General features: G+C 66.4%; 21 protein-coding genes and 1 pseudogene. 11 read left to right on the top strand and 11 right to left on the bottom strand.

The window, feature by feature from the left end; genetic code table 11:
- The first annotated feature begins 33 nt into the window (after window positions 1-33).
- Window positions 34-1,809 (top strand): bifunctional metallophosphatase/5'-nucleotidase, encoded by a 1,776-nt coding sequence (locus LC060_RS02745; RefSeq protein ID WP_226632497.1) that lies wholly within the window; start codon window positions 34-36, stop codon window positions 1,807-1,809.
- Between the two features lie 15 nt (window positions 1,810-1,824).
- Here LC060_RS02745 and LC060_RS02740 read toward each other — a convergent pair whose 3' ends face one another.
- From LC060_RS02740 to lgt, 3 genes are read right to left on the bottom strand one after another with little or no spacing between them, the layout of a single operon-like run.
- Window positions 1,825-2,343, bottom strand: coding sequence for a DUF2306 domain-containing protein (locus tag LC060_RS02740; protein WP_226632495.1), 519 nt, complete (start codon window positions 2,341-2,343; stop codon window positions 1,825-1,827).
- A complete protein-coding gene (locus LC060_RS02735; RefSeq protein ID WP_226632493.1) occupies window positions 2,327-3,391 on the bottom strand; it encodes a class I SAM-dependent methyltransferase in 1,065 nt (354 codons plus the stop codon). The genes LC060_RS02740 and LC060_RS02735 overlap by 17 nt, the downstream gene beginning before the upstream one ends.
- Entirely contained in the window at window positions 3,388-4,290 is a 903-nt protein-coding gene (gene lgt, locus LC060_RS02730; protein WP_226632491.1) for a prolipoprotein diacylglyceryl transferase, read from the bottom strand. Before lgt ends, LC060_RS02735 begins: the two co-directional genes overlap by 4 nt.
- A 230-nt stretch (window positions 4,291-4,520) precedes the next feature.
- Here lgt and LC060_RS02725 point away from each other — a divergent pair, with 230 nt between their 5' ends.
- The 3 genes from LC060_RS02725 to LC060_RS02715 all read left to right on the top strand — a co-directional run bounded on the left by LC060_RS02725 (window position 4,521) and on the right by LC060_RS02715 (window position 9,453).
- Entirely contained in the window at window positions 4,521-7,283 is a 2,763-nt protein-coding gene (locus tag LC060_RS02725) for a [protein-PII] uridylyltransferase (RefSeq protein WP_226632489.1), read from the top strand.
- A 131-nt stretch (window positions 7,284-7,414) separates the two neighbouring features.
- Window positions 7,415-8,587 carry a patatin-like phospholipase family protein gene (locus LC060_RS02720; RefSeq protein ID WP_226632487.1) on the top strand — a complete coding sequence of 391 codons (1,173 nt, stop codon included), beginning with the start codon at window positions 7,415-7,417 and terminating at the stop codon, window positions 8,585-8,587.
- 83 nt (window positions 8,588-8,670) lie between these two features.
- Window positions 8,671-9,453: a 3-hydroxybutyrate dehydrogenase gene (locus LC060_RS02715; protein ID WP_226632485.1), complete on the top strand. Its 783-nt coding sequence runs from the start codon at window positions 8,671-8,673 to the stop codon at window positions 9,451-9,453.
- A gap of 74 nt (window positions 9,454-9,527) precedes the next feature.
- On the opposite strand, the gene LC060_RS02710 is transcribed toward LC060_RS02715, so the two are convergent.
- From LC060_RS02710 to LC060_RS02690, 5 genes and pseudogenes are all read right to left on the bottom strand, one after another.
- Window positions 9,528-9,743 (bottom strand): hypothetical protein, encoded by a 216-nt coding sequence (locus tag LC060_RS02710; protein WP_226632484.1) that lies wholly within the window; start codon window positions 9,741-9,743, stop codon window positions 9,528-9,530.
- Window positions 9,744-9,826: 83 nt separating this feature from the next.
- On the bottom strand, window positions 9,827-11,155 hold the full coding sequence (gene gltX, locus LC060_RS02705; RefSeq protein ID WP_226632482.1) for a glutamate--tRNA ligase: 1,329 nt from the start codon (window positions 11,153-11,155) through the stop codon (window positions 9,827-9,829).
- A 74-nt stretch (window positions 11,156-11,229) separates the two neighbouring features.
- Window positions 11,230-12,221 (bottom strand): annotated as a pseudogene (locus LC060_RS02700) (glutathione S-transferase family protein).
- 56 nt (window positions 12,222-12,277) lie between these two features.
- Window positions 12,278-13,903 (bottom strand): NAD+ synthase, encoded by a 1,626-nt coding sequence (locus LC060_RS02695; protein ID WP_226632480.1) that lies wholly within the window; start codon window positions 13,901-13,903, stop codon window positions 12,278-12,280.
- A gap of 222 nt (window positions 13,904-14,125) precedes the next feature.
- Window positions 14,126-14,287, bottom strand: a complete 162-nt coding sequence (locus LC060_RS02690; protein ID WP_162853555.1) for a hypothetical protein — start codon at window positions 14,285-14,287, stop codon at window positions 14,126-14,128.
- A gap of 167 nt (window positions 14,288-14,454) precedes the next feature.
- On the opposite strand from LC060_RS02690, the gene LC060_RS02685 reads away from it, so the two are divergent.
- The 5 genes from LC060_RS02685 to metH all read left to right on the top strand — a co-directional run bounded on the left by LC060_RS02685 (window position 14,455) and on the right by metH (window position 20,746).
- Window positions 14,455-15,456, top strand: coding sequence for an ArsR/SmtB family transcription factor (locus tag LC060_RS02685; protein ID WP_226632478.1), 1,002 nt, complete (start codon window positions 14,455-14,457; stop codon window positions 15,454-15,456).
- Window positions 15,457-15,543: 87 nt separating this feature from the next.
- On the top strand, window positions 15,544-16,473 hold the full coding sequence (metF, locus tag LC060_RS02680) for a methylenetetrahydrofolate reductase [NAD(P)H] (RefSeq protein WP_226632476.1): 930 nt from the start codon (window positions 15,544-15,546) through the stop codon (window positions 16,471-16,473).
- Window positions 16,473-17,519 (top strand): homocysteine S-methyltransferase family protein, encoded by a 1,047-nt coding sequence (locus LC060_RS02675; RefSeq protein ID WP_226632474.1) that lies wholly within the window; start codon window positions 16,473-16,475, stop codon window positions 17,517-17,519. The genes metF and LC060_RS02675 overlap by 1 nt, the downstream gene beginning before the upstream one ends.
- A gap of 16 nt (window positions 17,520-17,535) precedes the next feature.
- Window positions 17,536-18,078, top strand: a complete 543-nt coding sequence (locus tag LC060_RS02670; RefSeq protein ID WP_226632472.1) for a GNAT family N-acetyltransferase — start codon at window positions 17,536-17,538, stop codon at window positions 18,076-18,078.
- A gap of 19 nt (window positions 18,079-18,097) precedes the next feature.
- A complete protein-coding gene (gene metH / locus LC060_RS02665; RefSeq protein ID WP_226632470.1) occupies window positions 18,098-20,746 on the top strand; it encodes a methionine synthase in 2,649 nt (882 codons plus the stop codon).
- Between the two features lie 129 nt (window positions 20,747-20,875).
- On the opposite strand, the gene LC060_RS02660 is transcribed toward metH, so the two are convergent.
- Together LC060_RS02660 and LC060_RS02655 are read right to left on the bottom strand one after the other, a co-directional pair.
- Window positions 20,876-21,154, bottom strand: coding sequence for a hypothetical protein (locus LC060_RS02660; protein WP_226632468.1), 279 nt, complete (start codon window positions 21,152-21,154; stop codon window positions 20,876-20,878).
- 330 nt (window positions 21,155-21,484) lie between these two features.
- Entirely contained in the window at window positions 21,485-21,640 is a 156-nt protein-coding gene (locus tag LC060_RS02655) for a hypothetical protein (protein ID WP_226632466.1), read from the bottom strand.
- A 196-nt stretch (window positions 21,641-21,836) separates the two neighbouring features.
- Between LC060_RS02655 and recQ the strand changes: the two genes are divergently transcribed.
- Window positions 21,837-23,714 carry a DNA helicase RecQ gene (gene recQ / locus LC060_RS02650; protein ID WP_226632464.1) on the top strand — a complete coding sequence of 626 codons (1,878 nt, stop codon included), beginning with the start codon at window positions 21,837-21,839 and terminating at the stop codon, window positions 23,712-23,714.
- Between the two features lie 146 nt (window positions 23,715-23,860).
- On the opposite strand, the gene LC060_RS02645 is transcribed toward recQ, so the two are convergent.
- Entirely contained in the window at window positions 23,861-25,336 is a 1,476-nt protein-coding gene (locus tag LC060_RS02645; RefSeq protein WP_226632463.1) for a L,D-transpeptidase family protein, read from the bottom strand.
- Between the two features lie 172 nt (window positions 25,337-25,508).
- On the opposite strand from LC060_RS02645, the gene LC060_RS02640 reads away from it, so the two are divergent.
- Entirely contained in the window at window positions 25,509-26,453 is a 945-nt protein-coding gene (locus tag LC060_RS02640) for a DMT family transporter (RefSeq protein ID WP_226632462.1), read from the top strand.
- Window positions 26,454-26,496 lie beyond the last annotated feature (43 nt).

The following is a 26,496-nucleotide window of genomic DNA, read 5'->3' as shown; positions in this document are numbered from 1 at the left end:
TTTCCCGTCATCGTCCCGCTGGATAGAAGCCCCATGACCCGCCTTTCGACGCGCACGCGTGCGCTGAGCGCCGCCGCCCTTCTCGCCCCGCTGCTGGCCGCCTGCGCCACGCCGCAGGGGGCATCGCCCTCCTCCACGAAGGCCCAGCCCCCGGTCGAAGTCGGCATCCTCGCCTTCAACGATTTCCACGGCAACATCGCGGCGCCCAAGGCCACGGTCAGCTGGCCTGATGGTCAGGGCGGCACGGTCAAGGTTCCGGCGGGCGGCGCGGCACATCTGGCGAGCGCGCTCGATGCCCTGCGCCAGGAGTTCCGCTATTCCGCCACCGTCTCGGCGGGCGATCTCATCTCGGCCTCGCCGCTTGCCTCCTCGCTCTTCCTCGACGAGCCGAGCATCGGGGTGATGAACCGCATCGGGCTCGACTTCAATGCGGTGGGCAACCACGAATTCGACCGGGGCCGGGCTGAACTCCTGCGCGTCCAGAACGGGGGCTGCGAGAAGAACACCCAGCGCGAGCCCTGCCAGCTGGAACAGTTCGCGGGCGCCAACTTCCGCTACCTATCGGCCAGCACCTACACCGAGGACGGCACGACGCTGTTCCCCGCCACGGGCCTCAAAAGCTTTGGCGAAGGTGCCGCGAAAGTGACGCTGGGCTTTGTCGGCCTGACGCTCAAGGGTACGCCCTCGCTGGTCTCGCCCGGCGGCATTGCAGGGCTGACCTTCGGCGACGAGGCCGAGGCGATCAACCGTGCGGTCCCGGTGCTGCGACGTGAAGGCGCCGATGCCGTCATCGTCCTCATCCACCAGGGCGGCGCACAGGCCGACACCTCCGATCCCAACGCCTGCGACGGCTTCACAGGCGACATCCAGCCCATCCTCGACAAGCTCTCCTCCAAGGTCGATGTCGTGATTTCCGGGCACACCCACCAGGCCTACATCTGCGAGATGCCGCGCGAGGGCGCCGCCCCGCTGCTGCTTACCAGCGCCGGGTCCTACGGGCGCATGGTGACGCGCCTCACGCTCGATATCGACCCGACCTCGGACCATGTCGTCTCCGCCCAGGCGCGCAACCTTCCCGTCCAGTCGGAGGGCTACACGACCTCGCGCGGAGAGGTTGCCCAGACCGATCTCGTCCCTGTCTACCCGGCCCGCGCGGACATCGCGCAGTACGTCGGGCGCTATCTCGATGCCGCGAGCGCCTATTCCGAGCGCACGGTCGGCCATCTTTCGGGCGGTGCGCCGCGCGACTGGCCCGATGCGCAGGAAGACCGCAAGGGTGGCCCGGTCGACCAGCTCATCGCGGATTCGCAGCTGGCCGCCACGCGCGCGGCGGGTGCCCAGATCGCCTTCATGAACAGTGCTGGCGTGCGTGCGCCCATCGAGCCGGGCGCCGACGGCGCGGTGACCTTCGGCCAGATCTTTACCGTCCAGCCCTTCGGCAACACGCTGATGACGCGCACCTTCACCGGCGCACAGATCAAGGCGATCCTCGAAAGCGGCGTGGGCGCGACGCCGTCTGCCAGCGTTCTGGTGCCCTCCTCCACCCTTACCTACACCATCGACAGAACACGGCATGCCGGGGATCGGATCACCCAGCTTGCCTTCAACGGCCAGCCGCTCGACCTCGCCGCGCGCTACCGGGTGACGGTGAACTCGTTCCTCGATCAGGGCGGAGACGGCTATGTCGGCCTGTCCGAAGGCACCAATCCCACGGTCGGCGGGCTCGATCTCGATGCGCTCGAAGCCTGGCTTTCCGCCGTGCCGGTGCGCACGGTGCCCGAGACACCGCGCGTGCGGGTCATCGAGTAGCCCCGACCTCTCGGCTCAGCCAAAGAGCCAGTGCCCCAGCAGGCGGTGGAACGGGAAGGTAAAGAAGCCCGCGATCAGCAGCGCCCCGATGATGAGCCCGCGCACCGTGCGGCGGTGGCGGTAGACATCGTGGCGCCGGGCCGCGAGGACCAGCACCGGCACCAGCACCAGGGTCAAAAACGAAAGCGCGTGGATCGGGCTGAGCTGGCCCGGCTGCTGCAGGCGAATGAAGAAGCTGTCGATAGCCGTCGCCAGCATCGCCGCGCACCAGGTGTAGCCCAGCACGCGGTGCCCTTTCGTGCCGCGCGTGCGCCACAGGAGGACCGGCGTCAGGACCAGCGCGACGACGATGGTCGCAAGGTGCAGCCAGACGACGCCGGGAACCCGGCCCCATTCGTCCATGCCGCGAAGGACTGCCGCGGCAACGAAAGCGAGCATGACCAGCGCCAGCGCGCCCAGCAGCTTCTCGAGCTTGTCGGGCGCGGTAGACAGCAACTCGCCCCGCGCGCGCAGCGCCTCAGAAGCTCGCGCCATCGGGCCATTCCGGCGAGGCTAGCCCCATGACCTTGAACAATGCCCCCATCTGGCCCTCCTCGATCAGGCGATCCTTGGACGCATGTAAAGCCGCTTCGTGCTGCGGCGCAACCTTGGCGAGCGCGGCCGCGCGTGCCTCGATGCCCAGATCGCGCAGGAAGCGGCCCTGCGGCACCGTGCCCAGATGCTTGCAGCCATGCGAAAGCGCGACATTGGCCAGGGTCACGAAATCGACGTGGCAGGTAAGGTCGGCCTCACCCGGCATCGTGAAAGGATCGACCTTGGTGTGGGCCCGCAGCGCCTGGAGCGTCGAACCGGTGCGCGGCTGATCATAGCCATAGTCGATAAGGAGCGCCGCGCCGCCCTGTTGGGCCAGACGGCCGGCGAGCTCGTAAACCGCCGCTGCGGCGCCCGGACAGGTCTCGATGAGTGTGCCTTCGGGGCTGTCCTTGAGTTCCGCCGGGATCGCCGCGTCCATCGGCTTGGTCCCCGCCACCGGCAGGAAGCGTCCGTCCTGGAAATCAACGCAGCGCTCGCGCCAGCCATCGGCCATGCGCACCAACTGGCGCACAGGCAGCGCGTCGAGGAACTCGTTGCCCACGACCAGCAGCGGCCCGTCGTTCGGCAGGCTTGAAAGATCGTGGTGGAAACGCGCCTGCGGCACGCCGGCCAGCTGGATGTCCTTGAGCGTGGTCGAGGTCTCCACGAAGTGGACGCGCGGCTCCAGGCCATAGCGCTTCATCGCCCGCAGCGCGTCCTTGGCCAGCGTCCCGCGCCCGGGACCCAGCTCGACATAGTGGACGTCGGGATCGCGCCCCGCGCGGATCCAGATGTCGGCCAGCCACAGCCCGATCAGTTCGCCGAACATCTGGCTGATCTCGGGCGCGGTGATGAAGTCCCCGGCGCTGCCCAGCGGGTCCTTCCCCGCGTAATAGCGCGCGTTCGCCTCGCCCATGTAGTGCTGCAGCGTGATCGGTCCGTAGTTGGCGATCAGGCGCTGGAACATGCTGGCGAGGCTCTCGCCGTCCGGGTTCGTGCGCCCGGTCATTGGCTCGCCTTGGCGCTCGGCGCCGCCCCCAGGGCCGGACGTGCCAGCGCGCGCCCGACCAGACCAAGGCCCAGCAGGATGAGCGGGATCGTCAGCCACTGGCCCATCGAAAGGCCGGTCTGGTGGGCAAATTCGGCCAGCTGGGCGTCGGGTTCGCGGTAGAACTCGACGATGAAACGCGCACAGGCAATGCCGGTCACGAAGACCCCGACAAGAAGGCCCGGACGGAAGCGCGCGCGGCTCTTCCAGAACAGCGGCAGCATGATGAGGATCAGCATCAGGCCCTCAAGGCCCGCTTCATAAAGCTGGCTGGGATGGCGCGCGAGCTGGTCGGGCGCATCGGGGAAAACCATCGCCCAGGGCACCTCGGGTCCAGCCACCCGGCCCCAGAGCTCGCCGTTCACGAAGTTGGCAAGGCGTCCGAAGAACATGCCGAAAGGCACACAGACAGAGACATAGTCGGCCACGCGCACGAGGCTGAGCGCATTGCGCCAGGCGACGAAGGCCATGGCCAGCGTGACGCCGATGAGCCCGCCGTGAAAGCTCATGCCCCCATGCCAGAGCTTCACCATCTCGCCCGGATGCAGCCAGAGGCTCGGAATACCGGTATCCCCGCCGGTGTAGAACGTCGCGTAGCCCAGCCGTCCGCCCAGGATCACGCCCAGCGTGCAGTAGAAGAACAGGTCATCGACATGGCGCTGCGCCATCGGCGCACCGGGCTCGCGGATCATGCGGCTGATGTGCCAGTAGGCCAGCAGCAGACCGGCAAGATAGGCCAGCGAGTAGTAGCGCAGGGTGAAGAAGCCCAGGTCGATGCCATTCTTGAGGCCCAGATTGACCCAGTAGATCGGTTCGTGCGCCTGCGTGGCGACAGCGGCGGCCAGAGTTGTCAGAGACAAGTGCCTTGGACCCTTTTTCGATTCGTCAGGTAGCGCGGGGCCCTTTCTTCCGCGCAAAAGCGCAGGAGATCAGGCCATTTGGCTGCCTTCTGGCATAGCCGCCCCTTTGATGGTAGTCGCGATTTGAAACCAGACCTGCAAAAATCGCAGCACCACGGGAGAAGTTCGGCGCACATGATGCCTTGTGCCGACTTCCTCTTGTCGTTTGCGACGTTTAGAAGCTTCCCGTCATGAGTGTCATTCGTATCCCTTCCCCGCGTTCCGTGATCGACCGGCGCGAACTCGTCCAGACCATCGACAAGCTGGTGGCGGCCTATGGTCCGTCCAAGTCCCGGCAATTCGTGGTCGAGACCATGCGCACCGCGCTTGCCGAGGGGCGTGCGGAAATCGAAAGGCGCCTTACCGAGAAGCCGTCGGCCGGGCACGAGATTGCCGAGGCCCAGGCCTTCCTCACCGACCAGCTGCTGCGCGTCATGCACGACCACGTGGTCAAGCACGTCTACCCGGCGGTCAATCGCTCCAAGGGGGAGCGGCTTTGCTTCATGGCGGTGGGCGGCTACGGGCGCGGCGAAATGGCGCCGCACTCGGACGTCGATATCGCTTTCCTGACCCCGATGAAGCACACGCCCTGGTGCGAGCAGGTCATCGAGGCGATGCTCTACTTCATGTGGGACCTGGGGCTGAAGGTCGGCCATTCGAGCCGCTCGCTCGATGACATGGTGCGCATGTCGAAATCCGACCTCACCATCCGCACCGCGATGCTCGAAGGCCGCTACGTCTGGGGCGACCAGGACGTCTACGAGGAAGCGCAGGCCCGCTTCTGGCGCGATGTCGCGCAAGGGACCGAGCGCCAGTTCGTGGTCGAGAAGCTGGCCGAGCGCGACGAACGCCACAAGCGCATGGGCGACAGCCGCTACGTGGTCGAACCCAATATCAAGGAGGGCAAGGGAGGCCTGCGCGACCTTCACACGCTCTACTGGATCGGCAAGTACCTGCACCACGTGCGCGATCCGGGCGAACTGGTCGACGCCGGGCTCTTCACCCGCAAGGAATACCTCGCCTTCCGCCGCGCCGAGAACTTCTTCTGGGCGGTGCGCTGCCACCTGCACACCATCGCCAATCGCGCCGAGGACCGCCTGACTTTCGACCTCCAGCGCGAGGTCGCGGCGCGGATGAACTACACCGACCGCCCGGGCAAGAGCGCGGTCGAGCGCTTCATGCACATGTTCTTCCTTCAGGCGAAGACGGTGGGCAGCCTGACCGGCGTGTTCCTCGCCCAGCTTGATGAGCAGTTTGCCAAGAAGCAGCCGCGCGGCCTGCTCGCCGGATTCAAGGCCAAGGAGCGCATCGTCAAGGGCTACAAGGTCTTTGGCGGCCGCATCAAGGCCCCGTCCGACGACTGGTTCACCAAGGACCCGGTGCGCATGATCGAGATCTTCGTGATCGCCGACAAGGAGCGTCTCGAGGTCCATCCCGAAACGATGCGCCAGATCCAGCACGACGCCGCCCTCATCAAGGAGGAGGTGCGCGAGGACACGCGCGCCAACGCGCTGTTCCTGGAACTGCTGACCAGCCGCAACGATCCCGAGACGGTGCTGCGCTGGTTCAACGAGGCGGGCGTCTTCGGGCGCTTCATCACCGAATTCGGCCGCGTCAACGCGCAGATGCAGTTCGACATGTACCACCACTACACGGTCGACGAGCACACCATCCGCGCCATCGGCCTCTTGGCAAAGATCGAACGGGGCGAACTCAAGGACGACCACCCGCTCGCCCACGACATCGTCCACAAGGTGCGCTCGCGCCGGGCGCTCTACGCCTCGGTTCTGCTCCACGACATCGCCAAGGGGCGCGGCGGCGACCACTCGATCCTGGGCTCCGAGATCGCACTCAAGCTGTGTCCGCGCTTCGGCTTCGACGAGGAGGAGACCGAGCTCGTCTCCTGGCTGGTGCGCTGGCACCTGCTGCTCTCGGCCACCGCCTTCAAGCGCGACCTTTCCGATGCGAAGACGATCTTCGATTTCGTCGAGAAGATGGAATCGCTCGACCGTCTGCGCCAGCTGACGCTGCTCACCATCGTCGACATCCGCGCGGTGGGGCCGGGCACGTGGAACTCGTGGAAGCGCCAGCTCATCGCCGAGCTCTACAACGCCTCGGAAGAGCGCCTGCGCCTGGGCCATGCGCAGTTCGGCCGCGAACAGCGCGTCGAAGCCAAGAAGGAGGCCGTGCGCGCCCTCGCCCCGGAAAACGCCGAACTGGTGGAGAAGGTCGGCGGCAAGCTGATCGACGCCTACTGGATCGCCGAGCCCGAGGACGTCATCGCCAAGAACCTCGCGCAGCTGCTGGCGGCCGACGACGATCCGCTCTCGATCCACACCGAATACGACCCCGCGCGCACGGCCACGCTGGTGACCGTGATCGCCTCGGACCACCCGGGGCTGTTCTACCGCATCGCGGGCGGCATCCACCTGGCTGGCGGCAACATCATCGACGCGCGCATCCACACCACGCGCACGGGCCGCGCGGTCGACAACTTCCTCGTGCAGGACCCGCTCGGGCGCCCCTTCAGCGAGGAGGCCCAGCTCGACCGGCTGCGCGAATCGATCGAGAACGCGCTTGCCAACCGCATCAAGATCCTGCCTCAGCTTGTCGCCAAGCCCGAGGTGCGCCCGCGTGCCGACGCCTTCGACGTGCGCCCCCGGGTCATCTTCGACAACGGCGCGTCCAACCGCTTTACCGTGGTCGAGGCGACCGCACGCGACCGTCCCGCGCTCCTCAATCGGCTCGCCCACGCACTCTTCGAAGCCAAGCTCATGGTCTATTCGGCGCATATCGCGACCTATGGCGAGCGCGCGGTCGACACCTTCTACGTAACCGATCTCCTCGGCGAGAAGATCACCTCGGCCAACCGCCTCAAAGCGCTGGAACGGCGCCTTCTTGAAGCGGCAAGCGAGGCGGTGACCGAAGCCGAGGCGGAAGCGCAAGGCTCCTGACGCGAGGTCAGCTCTCCCCGCCGATCCCGGGCCTGTGCGTGGGGCCTGCCACCTCACGCGGCGTTGCAACCGGGCCGATCAAGGCCCATATGTTGCAACGCACCATGCCCTGATCGTGAGGGGAAGCCGCCATGAACTACCAGGATACGCCGATCCGCGCCCCGTGGGGCCCGGTTGCCAGCCGTTCCGGACGCGAGGCGGGGACCTACACCGCGCTCGTCCTGCAGGGCGGCGGCGCGCTCGGCGCCTACCAGGCCGGGGTCTACGAGGCGCTTGCCGCCGAGGACATGCGGCCCGACTGGATCTCGGGCATCTCTATTGGCGCAATCAACGCCGCGCTCATCGCGGGCAATCCCGTGGGCGAGCGCGTGAAGGCGCTGCGCACCTTCTGGGAGCGTGCCTCCTCGGAACTGCTCTACAAGCTCGATGAACCCATCGGCTTTGCCCGGCGCACGTTCAACGAAGCCTCCGCGCTCTTCGCCTCGACGCTCGGCATCCCGGGCTTCTTCAACCCGCGCTTTCCCGTGCCGCTGCCCGAATGGCCTGCCGAATTCGGCGAACTCTCCTACTACGACACCACCCCGCTGCGCACGAGCCTCCTCGAACTTGTCGATTTCGAGCGCATCAACCGGGGCGAAACCCGGCTCAGCGTCGGCGCGGTCAACGTGCTCAACGGCAACTTCGTCTACTTCGACAACCTGGAACGCCCGATTGGCCCTGAGCACATCATGGCAAGCGGCGCCCTTCCCCCGGGATTTCCGCCGGTCGAGATCGACGGCGAGTGGTACTGGGACGGCGGCCTCGTCTCGAACACGCCGCTTCAGTACGTGCTCGACAACCGCCCGCCTTGCGCGATGGAAGTCTTCCAGATCGACCTTTTCGCCGCGCGCGGCGATGTCCCGCGTACGATGGCCGACATCGCCCAGCGCGAGAAGGACATCCGCTTCTCCAGCCGCACCCGCCAGGGCACCGACATGTCGCGCAAGCTCCAGGCCCTGCGCGCCGCCACGCACCGTCTGGCCGACAAGCTGCCCGAAGAGCTGAAGGACGATCCCGACCTCGCCAAGCTGCTCTCCTGCCGCCCGGAAGGCCCGGTCGCGATCATGCACCTCATCAACCGCCCGCGCGGCTATGAAACCAATTCGAAGGACTACGAGTTTTCCCGGATGACGGTCGACGAGCACTGGCAGGCGGGCAAGGCCGACGCGATCTTCTCGCTCGAACATCCCGAATGGCTGGAGCGCGCCATTGAACCGGACGAAATCGCCACATTCGACCTTGCCTGCGCGCGCGAACGCGGCTGAATACGCGCACAGGGAACGCCCACCAGGCACCGCACAGACGGGCAGGCCCGGGCGCCGATGAGATAACTGGAGAGAGCACGCACATGAAACTGAAGGACAAGGTTTGCATCGTCACCGGCGCGGCCAGCGGCATCGGCCTCGCCATTGCCCGCAAGTACGCCGAGGAAGGCGGCAAGGTGGCCATCGCCGACCTCAACCAGGAGGCCGCGCAGAAGGCCGCCGATGAAATCACGCAGACCTCCGGAACCGAGGCCATGGCCGTCGCCATGGACGTCACCAGCGAGGAGCAGGTGGAGGCCGGGGTCCAGGCCGTGGTGGATGCCTGGGGCACGGTCGACGTGCTGGTCTCCAACGCCGGCATCCAGATCGTCAACCCGATCGAGCAGTTCAAGTTCGATGACTGGAAGAAGATGCTCGCGATCCACCTCGACGGCGCGTTCCTGACCTCCAAGGCGGTCATCCCGCACATGTACAAGCAGGGCTCGGGCTCGATCATCTTCATGGGCTCGGTCCACTCCAAGGAGGCGAGCAAGCTCAAGAGCGCCTATGTCACCGCCAAGCACGGCCTGATGGGCCTCAACCGCGTGATCGCCAAGGAAGCGGGCCCCAAGGGCGTGCGCACCAACGTGATCTGCCCGGGCTTCGTGCGCACCCCGCTGGTCGAGAAGCAGATCCCCGAACAGTCCAAGGAACTGGGCATCTCCGAGGAGGAGGTCGTCAACAAGGTCATGCTCGGCCAGACCGTCGACACCGAATTCACCACGGTCGAGGACATCGCCGAAGTCGCGCTGTTCTTCGCCGCCTTCCAGACCAACGCGCTGACCGGCCAGTCGCTGCTCGCCAGCCATGGCTGGGTGATGGAATAAGAAGAAGACAAGGTACTGCGGACGCGGCCGCGCGAAGCCTTACCGGCGAGGCGCTGGCTGCGTCCGCAGCCCCCTCAGGGCCGGCGCAGAGGCGCCGCGCCCTCATCCTGGATCACCACCGCGCCGCCCAACTTGCGCAGCACTATCCAGGTAACCGGCAAAGCCGCCACGAAGGCCAGCGCGATCACGGCGAGGAACACGTAGCCGTCGACCAGCCCCGCGCCCAGCACGGCGACAAGACCGATCCCCATGAGGACCGTCGTCGCCAGCGAATGTACCGCCATCATCATCACGAAGCCCATCGCGTATGTCCCTTGCGACCTGCTGACGGGCGGGAAATAAGACGGGCGTGCAATGCCGTCCTTGACACACGTCAAACGGCGCGCAGACGCTCCAGCGCGGCCTCGCGGCCGATCAGGGGTAGCATTGCGCCCATGTCGGGGCCGTGCTCCATGCCCGTCAGCGCAAGACGCAAAGGGAGGAACAGCGCCTTGCCCTTGCGGCCCGTCGCCTCCTTGAGCGCGCCGGTCAGCGCCTTCCAGATGCCCGGCTCCCACGCGAGACCTTCGAGCACCTCGCCTGCCGTCGCGAGATAGGCGCGGTCCTCCTCGCCCAGGTCCGGCGCGGCGACAGGGCCGGTGACGACCTGCCACCAATCCGCCGCCTCGTGGACGTGCGCCAGATTGGGGCGCACCGCCTCCCAGGCCGCCGCGTCCATCCCGTCCGGGAGACGCGCCGCCACGGCCTCGTAGGGCAGCGTGTGGACAATCGCGGCGTTGACGCGCGCCAGTTCGGTTTCGTCAAAGCGCGCCGGGGCCCGGCCGAAGCGCGAGAGATCAAAGCTCGCCGCCAGGTCCGCCAAACGCAGCGCCGGATCGACCGGATCCGAGGTCCCCAGGCGCCCCAGCAGAGCAATCAGCGCCTCGGGCTCGATCCCGTCCTCGCGCAGCTGCGCCATGCCGAGCGAGCCCAGCCGCTTGGAGAGCTTGCCCTCGGTGCCAACCAGCAGCGCCTCGTGGGCAAAGCGCGGGACCGTGCCGCCCAGCGCCGTGAACATCTGCACCTGCGCTGCCGTGTTCGACACGTGGTCCTCGCCGCGCAGAACGTCGGTCACGCCCATGGCGATGTCGTCGATCACCGAGGGCAGCATGTAGAGCCAGGAACCATCGGCGCGGCGGATCACAGGGTCCGACATCATCGCCGCATCGAAGGACTGGTGGCCGCGAATGCCGTCCTCCCAGGCAATCGGTTCATCACGGTCGAGTAGGAAACGCCAGTGCGGGGCGTCTCCCGCCGCTACTTTCTGCGCCTTCTCCTCCTCGGAGAGGGTAAGCGCGCCGCGGTCGTAGATCGGGGGCAGCCCGCGGCCGAGCAGGACTTTACGCTTGAGTTCAAGTTCCTGCGGGCTTTCCCAGCACGGGTAGACGCGCCCCTCGCCCTTCAGGCGTTCGAACTCGGCTTCATAGAGGGCAGAGCGCTGCGACTGGCGCTCCTCGCCCTCGGGCACGATGCCCAGCCAGGCAAGATCCGCCCGGATCGCCTCCACATAGTCCTCACGCGAGCGCGCCGCGTCGGTGTCGTCGATACGCAGCAGGAAGCGCCCGCCCGACCGCTTGGCCAGCAGCCAGTTGTGCAGGGCCGTACGGATGTTGCCGACGTGAAGGAGGCCCGTGGGCGAAGGGGCAAAGCGCGTGGTGGTCATAGCCCTGCGCGATTACGCGCAGGCGACCGCGAGGTCAAAGCCCTCGTTGCCCGCGCGTGCGCGGCGGCGTCCGCCTAATCGGCTAGCCCGCCCATGCCCTCACGGCCATGCGGCGCGGCCAGGTCCATGAGCGGCCCGGCCGGCACGATCCCGGTCGGATTGATGGTGCCGTGACTCTGGTAATAGTGTCCCTTGATGTGCCGGAAATCGACCGTCTCGGCGACGCCGGGCACCTGATAGATGTCACGCAGATACCCTGAGAGGTTCGGATAGTCGGCGAGCGAGTGCAGGTTGCACTTGAAGTGGCCGCGGTACACCGGGTCGAAACGCACGAGCGTGGTGAAAAGGCGGATGTCGGCCTCGGTCAGGGTGTTCCCGACAAGGTACCGGCTCGCCGAAAGACGTGTCTCAAGCCAGTCGAGCGTCCCGAACAGGGGATAGACCGCCTCCTCGTAGGCCTCCTGGGTGGTCGCGAAACCGGCCTTGTAGACGCCGTTGTTGACGGTGTCGTAGATCCGCGCATTGAAGGCATCGATCGCCTCGCGGTGCGCCTCGGGTAATAGTCGCCCGGGCGCGCGCCCAGATCGTCGAACGCTGTGTTGAACATGCGAATGATCTCGGCCGATTCGTTGCTGACGATCGTGCCCTTCGTACGATCCCAGAGCACCGGAACGGTCACCCGGCCCGAATAGTCCGGCTTCGCCGCCGTGTAGACCTGGTGCATGTACTGCGCGTGGTGGATCGGATCGGGCACCACGCCCGGCCCTTCGGCGAAGGTCCAGCCGTTCTCGGCCATGTGCCAATGGACGATGGAGACAGGGATAATGGCCTCCAGACCCTTGAGCGCGCGCATGATGAGCGTGCGGTGCGCCCAGGGGCAGGCCAGGCTGACATAGAGGTGATAGCGCCCTGCCTCGGCCGCGAAACCGCCCTCGCCCGAAGGCCCGGGGCTCCCGTCGGCCGTCAGCCAGTTGCGGAAGGCCGACTTCTCACGCTCGAATTTCCCCTTGTTGGCCTCGGTATCGTACCAGACATCGTGCCACTGGCCGTCCACCAGCATTCCCATAAATCATCTCCATTCGCCGGTTTCGCGAGGCCGCAGACCGGCTCGTCGTTCATCCCTCAGCTGCGAAACGCATGAGTGATCGGATAGCGCCGATCCCGCCCGAAATTTCTTGGGGACAGTTTCACGCCCGGAGGCGACTGGCGGCGCAGGGCTTCGCTCGCATGCAGGCGCTCCTCGATATGGCGCAGCGCCGCGCGCGGAAATCCGTCGGCGACCATCTGATCGATGCTCTTGTCGTGTTCGACAAGGCCGAACAGCATCGCATCGAGGCGCGCCGCGTCGTCCACGCCTGTGGGAAGCGGGGGCGTGTGGGCCAGAATCGAGGCGGGAAAAATCGTTCCTTCCGGGCCCAACCCGATGTGCGGGACCGCGCTGTTGCGCCATGTGACAAGCTTGGCGACCGTCGTCGCGTAGGCGTCCTTGAGCGGGCTGTAGCCGCCCGTCGCACTGGCGCAGGAGGGTACGCGGCCAAGGCTGAAATCGCTCTTCGTCGCCGAGGAGAGCAGCATCGCGCCCTGGCTCTCGGCAAACGCCCCAAGCACCAGCGCGCCCATGCGTGCGGCAAGCCGCTCGCCCGCCTCCCGCTCAGGCCCGGCAAAGCAGACATCCAGGGCCTCCAATGCCTCCGAAATGCGCGCATCGAGCGTGATCTCACGGCATCTGGCACCAAGTCTCTGCGCACAGATACGTGCGTCCTCCAACGCCTGCGCGCCACCTGTCAGCGGCGGCACCAGCGCCAGGGTCACGCACTCGCCCCCCAGCGCATCGACGGCCAGTGCGGCAACCAGCGCCGAATCGCGCGCGCCGTCGAGCCCCACCACCACGCCCTCGCACGAACTGCGTTCCACGAAGTTGCGCAGCGCCAGCACCATGGCGCAGTAGATCGTCTCAGGCTGGGGCGTCTCCTGCGCCAGATCGCCCCGGTCGCAGCGCCACCCGCGCGCGGTCCGGGTCCACGAGGTCTGCAGGACCTGCTCCTCCCAGTCCCGCGCACGCGCGGCAAGCTGGCCATCGCCGTTGACGACGAAGCTCCCGCCATCGAAGACGAGTTCGTCCTGCCCGCCCACGCGGTTGAGATAGGCAAGCGGAATACCGGTATCGCTGGCGCGGCGCCGGGCGATGCCTTCGATTCGCAGGGCTTCCTTGTTGAGCTCGTAGGGGCTGCCGTTGATGCAAATGAACATCTCGGCCCCGAAGTCGGCGAGGTGTCGGCACACTTCCGGGCGCCAGATATCCTCGCAGATCGGCACCCCGATCATGGTGCCGCGCAGGATCACCGGCTCGGGCAAGGGACCGGGCTGGAACAGACGCATTTCATCAAACGTGCCGTAGTTGGGAAGCTCGTGCTTGAAGCGCACCGCCGCGATCCGTCCCTGGTCGAGCAGCGCCACACCGTTGTGCAGCGCACCATCGCGCACGAAGGCCGATCCCACCAGCATGGCCGGACCGTCATCGCCGCTCGCCTCGGCCAGCCGTTCGAGCTGGGCCGCCGCCTTTTCGACCAGCGCGGGCTTGAGCACCAGGTCCTCGGGCGGGTAGCCGATAAGATGGAGTTCGGGAAAGACGACCAGATCCGCGCCGCGCGCTTCGCGCCGGGCCGCCAGAATCGAATCCGCATTGGCGCCGATGTCGCCGACCGACTGGTTGAGCTGACCAAGCGCGATCCGGAAAGTATCGAGCATGGGACCAGGTGATGCCGCATTGCAGCGCATCGCGCAAATGTCTTTAAAGTTCGGCGCGCATCGTTTGCAAAAACATGGGCCGAAAACGAAAAACCCTCCCCGAAAGGGGAGGGTCTTTGTCCACTTGGCTTAAGTGGGTCTTTCCGATGTCCCGGCCGAAACCGGGTGGAAAGCCGTGGAGGGCCGCCGGAACACGAGGCGCCGGCCAGCCCTCCTAACGGATTACATCGCCTCGGTCGGAACCTCGGTCGGAGCGTCCGTCGCCATCATGTCACCGGGCACGGTCTCAACCGACTCGGTGGCTTCCGGAGCCGGAGTCTCGCCACAAGCAGCGAGAGCCAGAGCGGCAGCCGACGCGAACGCGGCGAAAGCAATCTTCTTCATGCGAATCCCCTTGCATTGTTTGGCCCACGGGCCAACGCTTGCAGGCAAGCCTGCGGAGGCCTCTTTAAACGAGACGATGGTGCAACGCAAATAGGAAGTATGGGGGGTGGAAGCCGCCTCAAACCTTGGGGTTGCACGGATATAAAGATATCTTTATATCCACCCCCATGCAAATCGACCCACTTCTGAGGGCCCTTTCGGAGCCGACGCGCCTGCGCATCATGCGTTTGCTGGCGCACATGGAGCTTTCCGTGGGCGAACTTGCGCAAGTGCTGGGCCAGAGCCAGCCGCGCGTTTCGCGCCATGTGCGAATCCTGTGCGATGCAGGACTGTCCGAACGCCGCAAGGAAGGCAGCTGGGTGTTCCTGCGCACGGCCGTGAGCGAAACCTCCGAGCCCGAGATGGGGGCTGCCGCCGCGCGCCTGCTCACCATTGCCGAGCGCGACGACCCTGAATTCGCGCATCGCTGCCGCGATGACCGCCGCCAGCTCGCCTCCATCCGCGAGGCACGCGAGGCCAATGCGCAGGCCTACTTCGCGCGCCACGCGCCCGAATGGGATACGCTGCGCCAGCTCCACGGCGCCGACGAGCCGGTCGAGGCTGCCCTTATCGCCGCACTCGGCTGCACACCGGGAAATCTGACCGAAAAACTGGGCGCCCTGCTCGACATCGGCACCGGGACCGGCCGCATGGCCGAACTTCTGGCCGACAGCGCGAGCCACGTCACCGCGCTCGACCGCAACCCCGAGATGTTGCAGATCGCGCGGGCCCGGCTCCAGGCGCTGCCCGCCGACAAGGTCGATCTGGTGCGCGGCGATTTCGTCGAGCTGCCTTTCGATTCGGGCAGCTTCGACACCGTGCTGTTCCACCAGGTGCTCCACTTCGCGCCCTCGCCCGGCCCCGTCCTCGATGAAGCCGCGCGCGTCACGCGTGCAGGCGGTCGCATCGCCATCGTCGATCTGGCCGCGCACGAGCGCGAGGAGCTTCGCGAGCGGCATGCCCACGCCCGACTCGGTTTTTCCGATGCCCAGATGGCCTCGCTCATGGCCGACGCCGGTTTCGCGCCCGCCCCTCCCATAGCCCTTCCGGGCGATACCCTGACGGTGAAGATCTGGACCGCCGAGCGCCTGCCCTGCCCTGCTCCCACGCCTGCCCCGGCATCTGCCTGAGACGCCGGTTCACCTGCCCTTTGCCACGACTGTGCCCTTGAAGAGGCGCCATAGCCCCAAGCGGCCCAAGCGAAAGACTGCGAAGCGATGACTGTTACGACCCGACCCGCCGAAGCTGCCACGTCCGCCCCCTGCGGCGATACGCCGCTGTTCGGCGAAATGGCCGGAGACATTGCGGTCTCCTACGAATTCTTCCCGCCCAAGACCGAGAAGATGGAGGCCCAGCTGTGGGACGCCATCACCGAATTGGCCCCCCTGGCGCCCAAGTTCGTCTCGGTCACCTACGGCGCGGGCGGCTCGACGCGCGAGCGCACCCACGCGACGGTCGCGCGCATCCGGCGTGAGACCGATCTCGTGCCCGCCGCGCACCTTACTTGCGTTGCGGCCAGCAAGGGCGAGATCGATGAGATCGCCGATGAATACTGGGAGGCAGGCGTGCGCCACATCGTCGCCCTGCGCGGCGATCCCCAGCCCCAGGACAACGGCGTCTTCCGCGCCCACCCCGAAGGCTACGCCAGCGCCGCAGCGCTGGTGGAAGGACTGAGGAAGCGCCACGAGTTCGAGATCTCGGTCGCCGCCTATCCCGAAATGCACCCCGAGGCCTCGAGCGCGCAGAGCGATCTCGACAACCTCAAGCGCAAGATCGATGCCGGCTCCACCCGCGCGATCACGCAGTTCTTCTTCTCGGCTGACGCCTATTTCCGCTTCCTCGACAAGGCATTGGCAGCGGGCATCACCGCGCCGATCGTGCCCGGCATCATGCCCGTCACCAGTTTCGCCGCGATCCGGCGCATGTCCGCGAACACCGAGATCCCGGCCTCGCTTGAAGCGCTCTTTGCCGATCTCGACGCGCGTCCGGGGCCGCGCGCGCTGGTCGCCGCGGTCGCCGCGGCCGACTTGTGCAAGCGCCTCTACGACGGGGGCGTGCGCAACTTCCATTTCTACACGCTCAACAAGGCCGACCAGACCTACGCGATCTGCCAGCTGCTCGGCCTGCGCCCCAAGGAGACCGTCTGATGACGCCCCGTGAAGCCTTCGAGGACCAGGCCAGCCGCCGCATCCTCATTACCGACGGGGCCTTTGGCACCGAGATCCAGAACTGGAAGCTCTCCGAGGCCGACTACGCGGGCGATCTGGATCTGGGCCACGACCAGAAGGGCAACAACGACATCCTGGCCCTCACCAAGCCCGAGGTGCCCGAGGCGATCCACCGCGCCTACTTCGAGGCAGGCGCCGACATTGCCGAGACCAACACCTTCTCGGCCAACCGCATCAGCCAGGCCGATTACGGTGCCCAAGGGCTCGTGCGCGAGATCAACGTCGCCTCGGCGCAGCTTGCCCGCAAGGTCGCCGACGAATTCACCGCGAAGGACGGGCGCCCCCGCTTCGTTGCGGGCGCCATCGGCCCCACCAACAAGACCCTCTCGCTCAGCCCCGACGTCAACGACCCGGGCTACCGCGAGATCGACTGGGACACGCTTGTCGATGTCTACAAGGAGCAGGCCGCAGCGCTTGTCGAGGGCGGTGCCGACTTCATCCTGATCGAGACCGTGTTCGACACGCTCAACGCCAAGGCCGGGATCATGGCCGTGCGCCAACTCGAGGCCGAGCTGGGCCGCGAGGTTCCGATCATGCTCTCGATGACGCTGACCGACCTGTCGGGCCGCAACCTCTCGGGGCACACGGTCGAGGCCTTCTGGCATGCGGTGCGCCATGCCAGGCCGCTCACCATCGGGCTCAACTGCTCATTCGGTGCGACCCAGCTGCGCCCGCACGTCAAGGTCCTCTCCGAGATCGCCGACAGCCTCATCATGATCTACCCCAACGCCGGGCTTCCCAACGAACTGGGCGCCTACGACGAGATGCCCGCAACCACGGCGGGCTTCGTCAAGGAATGGGCCGATGCGGGCCAGGTCAACGTGCTGGGCGGCTGCTGCGGTTCGACACCGGCGCACATCGTCGAGATCGCCAAAGCGGTGGAGGGCCTGCCGCCCCGCCGCGTGCCCGAGCTTGCCCCCGTGACCCGCCTCGCCGGGCTCGAACCCTTCACCATGGCCGCCTGACGCAAAGACACCTTACATGACGAACATGCCTATCTGGCGCATCCGGGTTGCCACCCCCGAGGATGCCGAAACTCTCTCGCTCATTGGCTCGGCCACCTTTCTGGAGGCCTTCGCAGGCGTCGTCCACGGTCAGGGACTTCTGGCACACTGCCGCACCTCGCATTCGCCCGAGACCTACCGCCGCTATCTGGAAAGCGGCGCGCGGATCTGGCTCGCCGAAGTCGAACCGGGCCATGCCCCCGTGGGCTATGCCCTCACCTGCACGCCCGAGCTTGACCAGGCGAAGGACGGCGACGTGGAACTCAAGCGCATTTACGTGCTCGCCAAGTTTCAGGGCACCGTGATCGCGAGCGCACTCATGCGCAATGTCCTGGAGGCCGCGCAGGCCGACGGGCACAAGCGCCTGCTACTCGGCGTCAAGAACGACAACCAGCGTGCCTTGAGCTTCTACGCAAAGAACAACTTCGAGACGATCGGCTCGCGCAGCTTCGATGTCGGCGGCGTGATCTACGACGACTTCGTGCTGGCGCGCCCGCTCGCCGCACTCGCCACTACCTGACCGGATCCGGGGGGACACCATGACCGAGACTTCCGCCTCTGCCGCCACGCCCGCTTCGGCCTCGGGCTCGCGCTTCGTCAATATCGGCGAGCGCACCAACGTCACCGGCTCTGCCAGGTTCAAGAAGCTGATCATGGCCGGCGACTATGCGACCGCCGTCGAGGTCGCCCGCCAGCAGGTCGAGAACGGCGCGCAGGTCATCGACATCAACATGGACGAGGGCCTGCTCGACGCGCTCGAAGCCATGACCACCTTCCTCAACCTGATCGCGGCCGAGCCGGACATCGCGCGCGTGCCGATCATGATCGATTCGTCGAAATGGGACGTAATCGAGGCGGGCCTCAAGTGCGTTTCGGGCAAGCCCATCGTGAACTCGATCTCGATGAAGGAAGGCGAGGAGCTCTTCCTCAAGCAGGCGCGCACCTGCATGGCCTACGGCGCGGCCGTGGTGGTCATGGCCTTCGACGAGACCGGGCAGGCCGACACCAAGGCGCGCAAGGTGGAGATCTGCTCGCGCGCCTACAAGCTGCTGACCGGCATCGGTTTCCCGCCCGAAGACATCATCTTCGACCCCAACGTCTTTGCCGTGGCCACCGGCATCGAGGAGCACGACCGCTACGCGCTCGACTTCATCGAGGCCGTCGCCGAGATCAAGGCCGCCTGCCCCCACGTCCACTTCTCGGGCGGGCTCTCCAACCTCTCGTTCTCCTTCCGGGGCAACGAGACGGTGCGCCGCGCGATGCACTCGGTCTTCCTCTATTACGCGATCCCCGCCGGGCTCGACATGTCGATCGTGAACGCAGGCCAGCTTGACGTCTACGACCAGATCGACCCTGCCTTGCGCGAGGCCTGCGAGGACGTGATCCTGATGCGCACGCCCAAGGCAGGCGGCGATCAGACCGCGACCGAGCGCCTGATCGAACTGGCCGAAAGCTTCAAGGGCAAGGACAAGGCGCAGGAAAAGGCCACGCAGGAGTGGCGCACCTGGGAGCCGGTCAAGCGCATCGAACACGCGCTCGTGCGCGGCATCGACGCGCACATCGTCGACGATACCGAAGAAGCGCGCCAGGCGATCTTCGCCCGCGGCGGGCGCCCGATCGAGGTGATCGAGGGCCCGCTGATGGACGGCATGAATGTCGTGGGCGACCTGTTCGGCTCGGGCAAGATGTTCCTGCCTCAGGTGGTGAAGTCGGCGCGCGTGATGAAGAAGGCGGTGGCCCATCTCATCCCCTTCATCGAAGCGGAAAAGGACGCCAATTCCAAGGCCAAGGGCCGGATCATCATGGCCACCGTCAAGGGCGACGTCCATGACATCGGCAAGAACATCGTGGGCGTCGTCCTCCAGTGCAACGGCTACGAGGTCATTGACCTTGGCGTCATGGTGCCCTGGTCGACGATCCTGGAGACCGCACAGAAGGAAGACGTCGACATCATCGGCCTCTCCGGCCTCATCACCCCTTCATTGGACGAAATGGTGACGGTGGCTGAAGAGATGCAGCGCGCGGACATGAAGATCCCGCTCCTCATCGGCGGGGCGACAACCTCCAAGGTCCACACCGCGCTGCGCATCGACCCGGCCTATACAGGCGCCGTCATCCACGTGCTCGACGCCAGCCGCGCGGTCGGCGTCGCCTCTCAGCTTCTCTCCGACACCCAGGCCGAGGGCTACATCGAATCCGTCGCCATCGACTACGAGAAGGTGCGTGAGGCCCGTGCGGGCAAGGGCAAGCGCGACGTTCTGCCTATCGCGGACGCGCGCGCCAACGCCTTCAAGCCGGACTTCGCCGACAAGGCCCCGGCCCCAATGCAGCCTGGCCTCCACGTTTTCGAGGACTGGGACCTTGCAGATCTGCGCGAGACCTTCGACTGGACGCCCTTCTTCCGCGCCTGGGAGCTGGCGGGTACCTACCCGGCCATCCTTGACGATGAAGTGGTGGGCGAAAGCGCACGCAATCTCTTCGAGGACGCGCAGAAGATGCTCGACACCATCGTCGAGGAGAAGTGGCTGACCGCCAGGGGCGTCTGTTCATTCTGGGAGTGCCATCAAGACGGCGATGACATCCTCCTTGCCGACGGCACGCGGCTTCCCATGCTGCGCCAGCAGGTCGAGAAGTCGCGCGACCGCGCCAACTTCTGCCTCTCCGACTTCGTCGATCCGGCGGGCGACTGGCTGGGCGGCTTTGCCGTGGGCATCCATGGCATCGACGAACACATCGCCCGCTTCAAGGCTGCGCACGACGACTATTCCGATATCCTTCTGAAAGCGCTGGCCGACCGCTTCGCCGAAGCTTTTGCCGAGCGTCTCCACCAGCACGTGCGCACCACGCTCTGGGGCTATTCGCCCGACGAGCAGCTCACCAACGAGGCGCTCATCCGCGAGCAGTACCGCGGCATCCGCCCGGCCCCGGGCTACCCGGCCTGTCCCGACCATTCGCTGAAGCCGATACTGTTCGATCTCCTGCGCGCGCAGGACACCGCCGGGATCACGCTCACCGAAAGCCAGGCCATGCTGCCGACTTCGGCGGTCTCGGGCTTCTATTTCGCGCACCCCGAGAGCCAGTACTTCGGCGTCGCGCGCATCGGGCGCGACCAGTTGGAGGACTACGCGGCGCGGCGCGGCGTCGACATCGCCACGGCCGAACGCTGGCTGCGCCCCAACCTCGACTGATCGGGACACGAAAAGAGGCGCCGTCCACACCCAGGGGACAGGGTGGACGGCGCCGGGAAGACCTGTCGGCGTGGTCTTGTGCCGTTACGCGGGGCAAAGCCGTGTTCGGCGGCTGCCCCACCGGCACACTCAGTGGACCAGCGGCGGACCGGCAGGCTTCATCTGGACAGTCTGGGCGACCTGCGCCGCCTGCGCATCGCTTACAAGGCGCGATTCAACCGTGAGCAACGCAAACGCGGCGTCGGCCCCGAAATGGACGAGTTCGTTGATGATCGGATCGGTCGCGACGCCCTGTTCGTGCGCAAGCGCCTTGAGCGTGCGCGCCAGTTCGGCAAATTCGCACTCGTTCAACCAGGCCGTGTGGCATTCCTCGAAACGCACACGCGCATCGTGCAGCATCGCTCCCATGACTTGTACCTCTTCCCTTGGTGTTCTTGTGGTTCCTGTGGCGACCTCGATTCAATCGATTGCATCTCCGTCGATCGAGTGATGCCAAGTATCCGGCAAGCGCTCCAAGAAACGCTGAAAAAGGCCATGCGGGCTTACCCGCGTGTCATGTGCAAGAGAAAGTTACCACGCCCGGGCGCCGATCTTCGTGGGGTAGCTGCGGGCGGGAAACCGGTCTTGTCCGAAGGGATGAGACCGAAAGGGGAAAAAGCCCCTCAACGATGGCGTGCGTTCGGCAGACCATCTCCCGCTCCCACGCACCATGGTCCGCGTGGGAGGGGCAAGGTGGGGTCAGAACAGGCGGTCGAGCAGTCGGCCGAACAGGCCGCGGTCACCGTCCATCGGCTGGATCGGACCATAGGTGTGGAAGCGCTGATGCGCGTCGCGATGCGCCCGCGGCAGGATCGATTCGTGCGGGCGACTGGAATGGTAAACGTAAGACGACATGATGTGATCTCCATGAACCAGTTGTCGTGAAATAAACTCGCCGCAGCCGAAAAAGTGCCCGCCAATCGTCGCAAACGCACGTTCCATCTTCGCAAGCCCGCCTCTCCCCGCGAGTCGCCTCAGGAGGCGAAAAGCGGAGGAAAGCGCCTCCTCAACGGGTTCCGCGCGGCGTCCGGCTCTGCCATAAGCTGCCCCCGTGAACGACGACGACTGGCCCTTCGAGACGACCTTCTACGGCGATGACGACGACTGGCAGGGCGACCTTGCCCCGCCCGTCGACAACACGCCCTCCGCGCCCCCGTCTGGCGAGCGCGTGCGCGAAGCGCTGCAGGCGACCTTCGGCTTTTCCGGCTTTCGCGGGGTCCAGGACCAGGTGGTGGACCGCGTGCTCCAGGGCCAGTCCACGCTGGCCGTGATGCCCACCGGCGCGGGCAAGTCCCTTACCTACCAGCTTCCCGCCGTGCTTCTGGAAGGCACCTGCGTGGTCGTCTCCCCGCTCATCGCGCTGATGCACGACCAGCTGCGCTCGGCGCGCGCCAACGGCATCCGCGCAGCCACGCTCACCAGCGTCGATGCCGACTGGCGCGAGACGCTCGACGCCTTTCGCGCCGGCCAGCTCGACCTTCTCTATATCGCGCCCGAACGGGCCAGCCAGAGCGCCTTTCGCGATCTGCTCTCCAGCACCCGCATCTCGCTCTTTGCCATCGACGAGGCGCACTGCGTCTCGGAATGGGGGCATGATTTCCGGCCCGACTACCGCCTGCTCAAGCCGCTTCTCGACGCCTTCCCGCAGGTCCCCCGCCTCGCGCTGACCGCGACGGCCGACCGCCACACCCGCGCCGACATCCTGACCCAGCTCGGGATCGGCGAGGATGGGCTCATCGTCGCCGGGTTCGACCGCCCCAACATCCGCTACGCCATCCGCCCGCGCGACAGCGTGGCGCGCCAGTTGAAGGGTGTAATAGACGAGAACCCGGGCCCCGGCATCATCTATGCTCCCACCCGCGCGCGCGTGGAGCAGCTTGCCGAGACGCTCGCCAAGTCGACCGGCCGTCCGGTCCTGCCCTACCACGCCGGATTGCCCTCCGAAGTGCGCCAGAAGAACCAGGCCGCCTTCGTCGCGAGCGAGGACATGGTAATGGTCGCGACCGTCGCCTTCGGCATGGGCATCGACAAGCCCGACGTGCGCTTCGTCGCCCACGCCGGGATCCCCAAGTCGATCGAAGGCTACTACCAGGAAACCGGCCGCGCCGGGCGCGACGGCGATCCTTCGGTCGCGGTCATGTTCTGGGGCGCGGACGACTTTGCCCGCGCCCGCATGCGCCTCGCCGAAGTCGATGAGGCGCGTCAGCAGAGCGAACGCCAGCGCCTCGAATCGCTCGCCGGGCTGATCGAGACCGCCGACTGCCGCCGTGCTGTCCTCCTGCGCCACTTCGGTGAGGACCCGCCCGCCAAGTGCGGCAACTGCGACACCTGCCTTGAACCCGTCGACGTGATCGATGCGACGACGCTCGCCCAGAAGCTGCTATCGGCAGTCTACCGCACCGGCCAGACCTATGGCCTAGGACACCTCGAAAAGGTCCTGACAGGCGTTACCGACGACCGTGTGCTCCAGCGCGGGCACGACCAGCTTTCGGTCTTCGGCATCCTGCGCGAGGAGGAAAAGCCGATCCTCAAGGCCCTCGCCCGCGCGCTCCAGGCCCGCGGCAGCCTCGTCCCCACCGAGCACGGCGGGCTGGCACTGGGCGGCGATGCGCGCGAGATCCTCAAGAACGAGGCGGCCGTGATGATCGTGCGCCCGCCCAAGAAGGAACGCGGCCGCCGGGGCCGCGCGGCAGACCAGACGCCCAACCCGGTCGGCGATCCGCTGTTCGATGCTCTTCGCGAACTGCGCCGCGACCTCGCCAAGGACCAGGGCGTGCCGCCCTACGTCATCTTCCACGACGCCACCTTGCGCGAAATGGCCTCGATGCGCCCCTCCAGCCTCTCCGAACTGGGCTCGATCACGGGTGTGGGCAGCCGCAAGCTCGACGCCTACGGCGAGGAATTCCTCCACGTCCTCCAGCAGTTCTGAAACAGAACAGAGATACCGAGGCCCATCGCCCTCGGGCTCCCCGAATGGTCGACCTCACCTTGCGCACGCCAACCTGGCCGAGGAACGTGAGATAGACCGTTTGGTGGTCCAAGGGGCAATGGCCCCTTGAATCAGATCCTTCTCACTTACAGCGGGTTATCCAGCTTGATGACTTCCTCTTCGCTCTTGCGCTGGGAGGTCTTGAGCTGGCGGGGCTGCTGGAAGCTTTCGAGCACCGGCGTGTCGCGCTCGTAGATGTCGTCGAAGGTTTCGAGGTTGCCCTCGATGTCGCGCGCGATGGTGAAGTAGGTGAGGTAGACCGGGAAGGTGCGGGTCATCTCGACCTTGGTGTATTTGCCCGAACGCGAGATGTCGGCGGCCTCGCTGCCCGACATGCCAGCACCCAGGATCGCCATCGTCATGCCCAGTTCGACCGCGCGTTCGGTGCGGATGCAGCCATGGCTGTAGGCGCGCACCTTGTGGTTGAAGTACTGCTTGGAGGGCGTGTCATGCAGGTAGATCGCGTGCTCGTTGGGCATGTCGATCTTCATCATGCCCAGCGAGTTGTTCGGGCCCGGCTGCTGGACGACCCAGACGTTGCCATTGGCGTCCTTGGTGGCCTTGTAGCCCGCATTGCGCGCCCAGGTCGGGTTGTTGAGCACCTTCTGCCCCAGACCCTCACCCTTCACGATCGATTGCGGCACCGTCCAGGTCGGGTTGAACACCACCGCCGAGACCGTCTCGGCCAGCTGCGGCGTCGCGGTGCGTCCCGGCTTGCCGACGACTGTCTTGTAGGTGCGGATGATCTTGTTCTTGACCGTCAGGCGCAGCTGGAACTCGGGCACGTTGGTCAGGAGATAGACTTCGCCCAGATCGCGCTTGAGCCAGCGCCAGCGGTCCATGTTGGCCATGATGAGGAGGCGGCGGTCCGTCTGCGCCTCAGGCGTTGCGGCCAGTTCCTCCTTGAGCGCGGCGTAGTCCGGCACCGTCGGCGCCAGCGCGGCGACGAGGCCGGGAATATCGTGCGCGGCCAGCGTCTGGGCCATCACCTTGCCGGTGGGCATCTCGTCGCGGTCGGGATCCACGGCAAACCACTGCACGCGCGCAGGCATGGGCGTGCGCCCGTCGCGCAGGTCCTCGACCAGCCAGCCCAGGAGCTTGCTCGCCAGTTCGTCGAGCGCATCGCCCTCGCCTGCGGCGATCGCGGCATCGAGCGCGTCGGGCTGATAGTCGGCGGGAAACAGACCCTCGCTCCCGATCCCGCGGATCGTGGCGAGAAGGTCCTGCGCGTCCGAGATATTCCAGGGCAGCACGGGCGCGGAGAGGAAGAGTTCCTGCACCACCGGCTCGGACGTGGTGCGCATGGGCGCCCCCTCGCGCACCACGGTCGCGGTCGTCGGCGCGGGAGCCTTCTGCGGCGCACGCGTGGGCGCGGGGTTCGGCGTTGATGTCGGCGCAGTTGTCGGCAGGGGCGAGGCTTGCGCGGCGGACGAATGCGGACGGGGCAGGATGTCTTCGGGGCCGCTCTCGTCGCGACTCTGCGCCAGCACCGGTTGGGCCAGGAGGGAGAGCGCCGAAAGACTCGAAAGAAGGCCACAGGCCTTGCGCTGGATGCTGCTCATTTTGCTTCGAAATCCGCCCGAATAATACGTGTAGGCCGCATAGCGACCGTGCGCATCACGGCCACCGATCCGGCGATGTGAACGCCAGTATAGCACGTCCGTTCCGCATCGCGCCTGTCGCTACGATGAATTGCTTGCGAATAACCGGCGCTTAACCCACAGCACGCGGACCATGACGCAGCCTGCCCGAACCTCCGTCACCCCACCATCTGCCCTGCAGACAACGCTACCCGTCCTTGCCGTGGTCGCGGGTATCGGGACCTTCAGCGCGATGGATGCGGCCATGAAAGGGGCCTCGATCGCGCTGGGCGTCTACACCGCGCTGCTCCTGCGCAACGCGCTGGGCACGCTCTTCGCCCTGCCGGTTTGGCTGGCGACCCTGCGCAGCCCTAGTCCCGAGAGCGCCGCCACCTCGCGCCGCCCAACGCGCGGGCGCCTGCAGCTCCACGCCTTTCGCGCCGGGGTGACGACCTGCATGGCTGCGCTCTTCTTCTATGGACTCGTCCGCATTCCCATGGCCGAGGCGATCGCAATCTCGTTCATCTCGCCGATCATCGCGCTGTTTCTGGCGGCCCTGCTGCTGGGAGAAGTCATCCGCCCCCAGGCGATCCTCGCCTCCTTGCTCGGCATTGCAGGCGTGATCGTCATCGGCGGCGGGCGATTGGGCGCGCTCGACACCTCTCCCGAGACGCTGAAGGGGATCGCGGCCGTCCTGTGCTCGGCCCTGTTCTATGCCTTCAACCTCGTGCTGCAGCGCAAGCAGGCCCTCCTGGCAGGCCCCGGCGAGATCACGCTGTTCCAGAACCTGTTCTCGACGCTCCTCGTGGCCTTGCCCGCCCCCTGGCTCTTCCTCCTGCCCACAGGGCCCGTCTGGGGCCTGATCGCGGCAGGCGCCCTGCTCGCCACGCTCGCGCACCTGTTGCTTTCTTGGGGCTACGCGCGCGCCGAAACGCAAGTGCTGGTGCCGGTCGAGTACACCGGCTTTGCCTGGGCCGCCTTGCTGGGCTGGCTGTTCTTCGGCGAAAACGTGGCGCTTGCGACTATTGCCGGAACGTTTCTGATCCTCGTCGGGTGCTGGGTCGGTACGAGAAACAAAGTTTCACAACCCACCCCCTAGACCTATGCAGGAGGCCCTGCCTCTTGACCTTGCGCCTTTCAGC

Source organism: Novosphingobium profundi (assembly GCF_020524485.1).
Lineage (GTDB): Bacteria > Pseudomonadota > Alphaproteobacteria > Sphingomonadales > Sphingomonadaceae > Novosphingobium > Novosphingobium profundi_A.
The sequence above is the reverse complement of the archived record's forward strand: the minus strand, read 5'-3'. Positions and strand labels throughout refer to the sequence as shown.

What these genes read in the sequence shown, in the direction of transcription:
- LC060_RS02690 (WP_162853555.1), bottom strand. Translation starts at nt 14,287, where the DNA reads ATGAAGAAGATTGCTTTCGCCGCGTTCGCGTCGGCTGCCGCTCTGGCT.
- LC060_RS02735 (WP_226632493.1), bottom strand. Translation starts at nt 3,391, where the DNA reads ATGACCGGGCGCACGAACCCGGACGGCGAGAGCCTCGCCAGCATGTTC.
- LC060_RS02715 (WP_226632485.1), top strand. Translation starts at nt 8,671, where the DNA reads ATGAAACTGAAGGACAAGGTTTGCATCGTCACCGGCGCGGCCAGCGGC.
- LC060_RS02640 (WP_226632462.1), top strand. Translation starts at nt 25,509, where the DNA reads ATGACGCAGCCTGCCCGAACCTCCGTCACCCCACCATCTGCCCTGCAG.
- metH (WP_226632470.1), top strand. Translation starts at nt 18,098, where the DNA reads ATGACCGAGACTTCCGCCTCTGCCGCCACGCCCGCTTCGGCCTCGGGC.
- gltX (WP_226632482.1), bottom strand. Translation starts at nt 11,155, where the DNA reads ATGACCACCACGCGCTTTGCCCCTTCGCCCACGGGCCTCCTTCACGTC.
- LC060_RS02695 (WP_226632480.1), bottom strand. Translation starts at nt 13,903, where the DNA reads ATGCTCGATACTTTCCGGATCGCGCTTGGTCAGCTCAACCAGTCGGTC.
- LC060_RS02740 (WP_226632495.1), bottom strand. Translation starts at nt 2,343, where the DNA reads ATGGCGCGAGCTTCTGAGGCGCTGCGCGCGCGGGGCGAGTTGCTGTCT.
- LC060_RS02710 (WP_226632484.1), bottom strand. Translation starts at nt 9,743, where the DNA reads ATGATGATGGCGGTACATTCGCTGGCGACGACGGTCCTCATGGGGATC.
- LC060_RS02660 (WP_226632468.1), bottom strand. Translation starts at nt 21,154, where the DNA reads ATGGGAGCGATGCTGCACGATGCGCGTGTGCGTTTCGAGGAATGCCAC.
- LC060_RS02745 (WP_226632497.1), top strand. Translation starts at nt 34, where the DNA reads ATGACCCGCCTTTCGACGCGCACGCGTGCGCTGAGCGCCGCCGCCCTT.
- LC060_RS02645 (WP_226632463.1), bottom strand. Translation starts at nt 25,336, where the DNA reads ATGAGCAGCATCCAGCGCAAGGCCTGTGGCCTTCTTTCGAGTCTTTCG.
- LC060_RS02670 (WP_226632472.1), top strand. Translation starts at nt 17,536, where the DNA reads ATGACGAACATGCCTATCTGGCGCATCCGGGTTGCCACCCCCGAGGAT.
- LC060_RS02675 (WP_226632474.1), top strand. Translation starts at nt 16,473, where the DNA reads ATGACGCCCCGTGAAGCCTTCGAGGACCAGGCCAGCCGCCGCATCCTC.
- LC060_RS02655 (WP_226632466.1), bottom strand. Translation starts at nt 21,640, where the DNA reads ATGTCGTCTTACGTTTACCATTCCAGTCGCCCGCACGAATCGATCCTG.
- LC060_RS02720 (WP_226632487.1), top strand. Translation starts at nt 7,415, where the DNA reads ATGAACTACCAGGATACGCCGATCCGCGCCCCGTGGGGCCCGGTTGCC.
- LC060_RS02725 (WP_226632489.1), top strand. Translation starts at nt 4,521, where the DNA reads ATGAGTGTCATTCGTATCCCTTCCCCGCGTTCCGTGATCGACCGGCGC.
- LC060_RS02685 (WP_226632478.1), top strand. Translation starts at nt 14,455, where the DNA reads ATGCAAATCGACCCACTTCTGAGGGCCCTTTCGGAGCCGACGCGCCTG.
- metF (WP_226632476.1), top strand. Translation starts at nt 15,544, where the DNA reads ATGACTGTTACGACCCGACCCGCCGAAGCTGCCACGTCCGCCCCCTGC.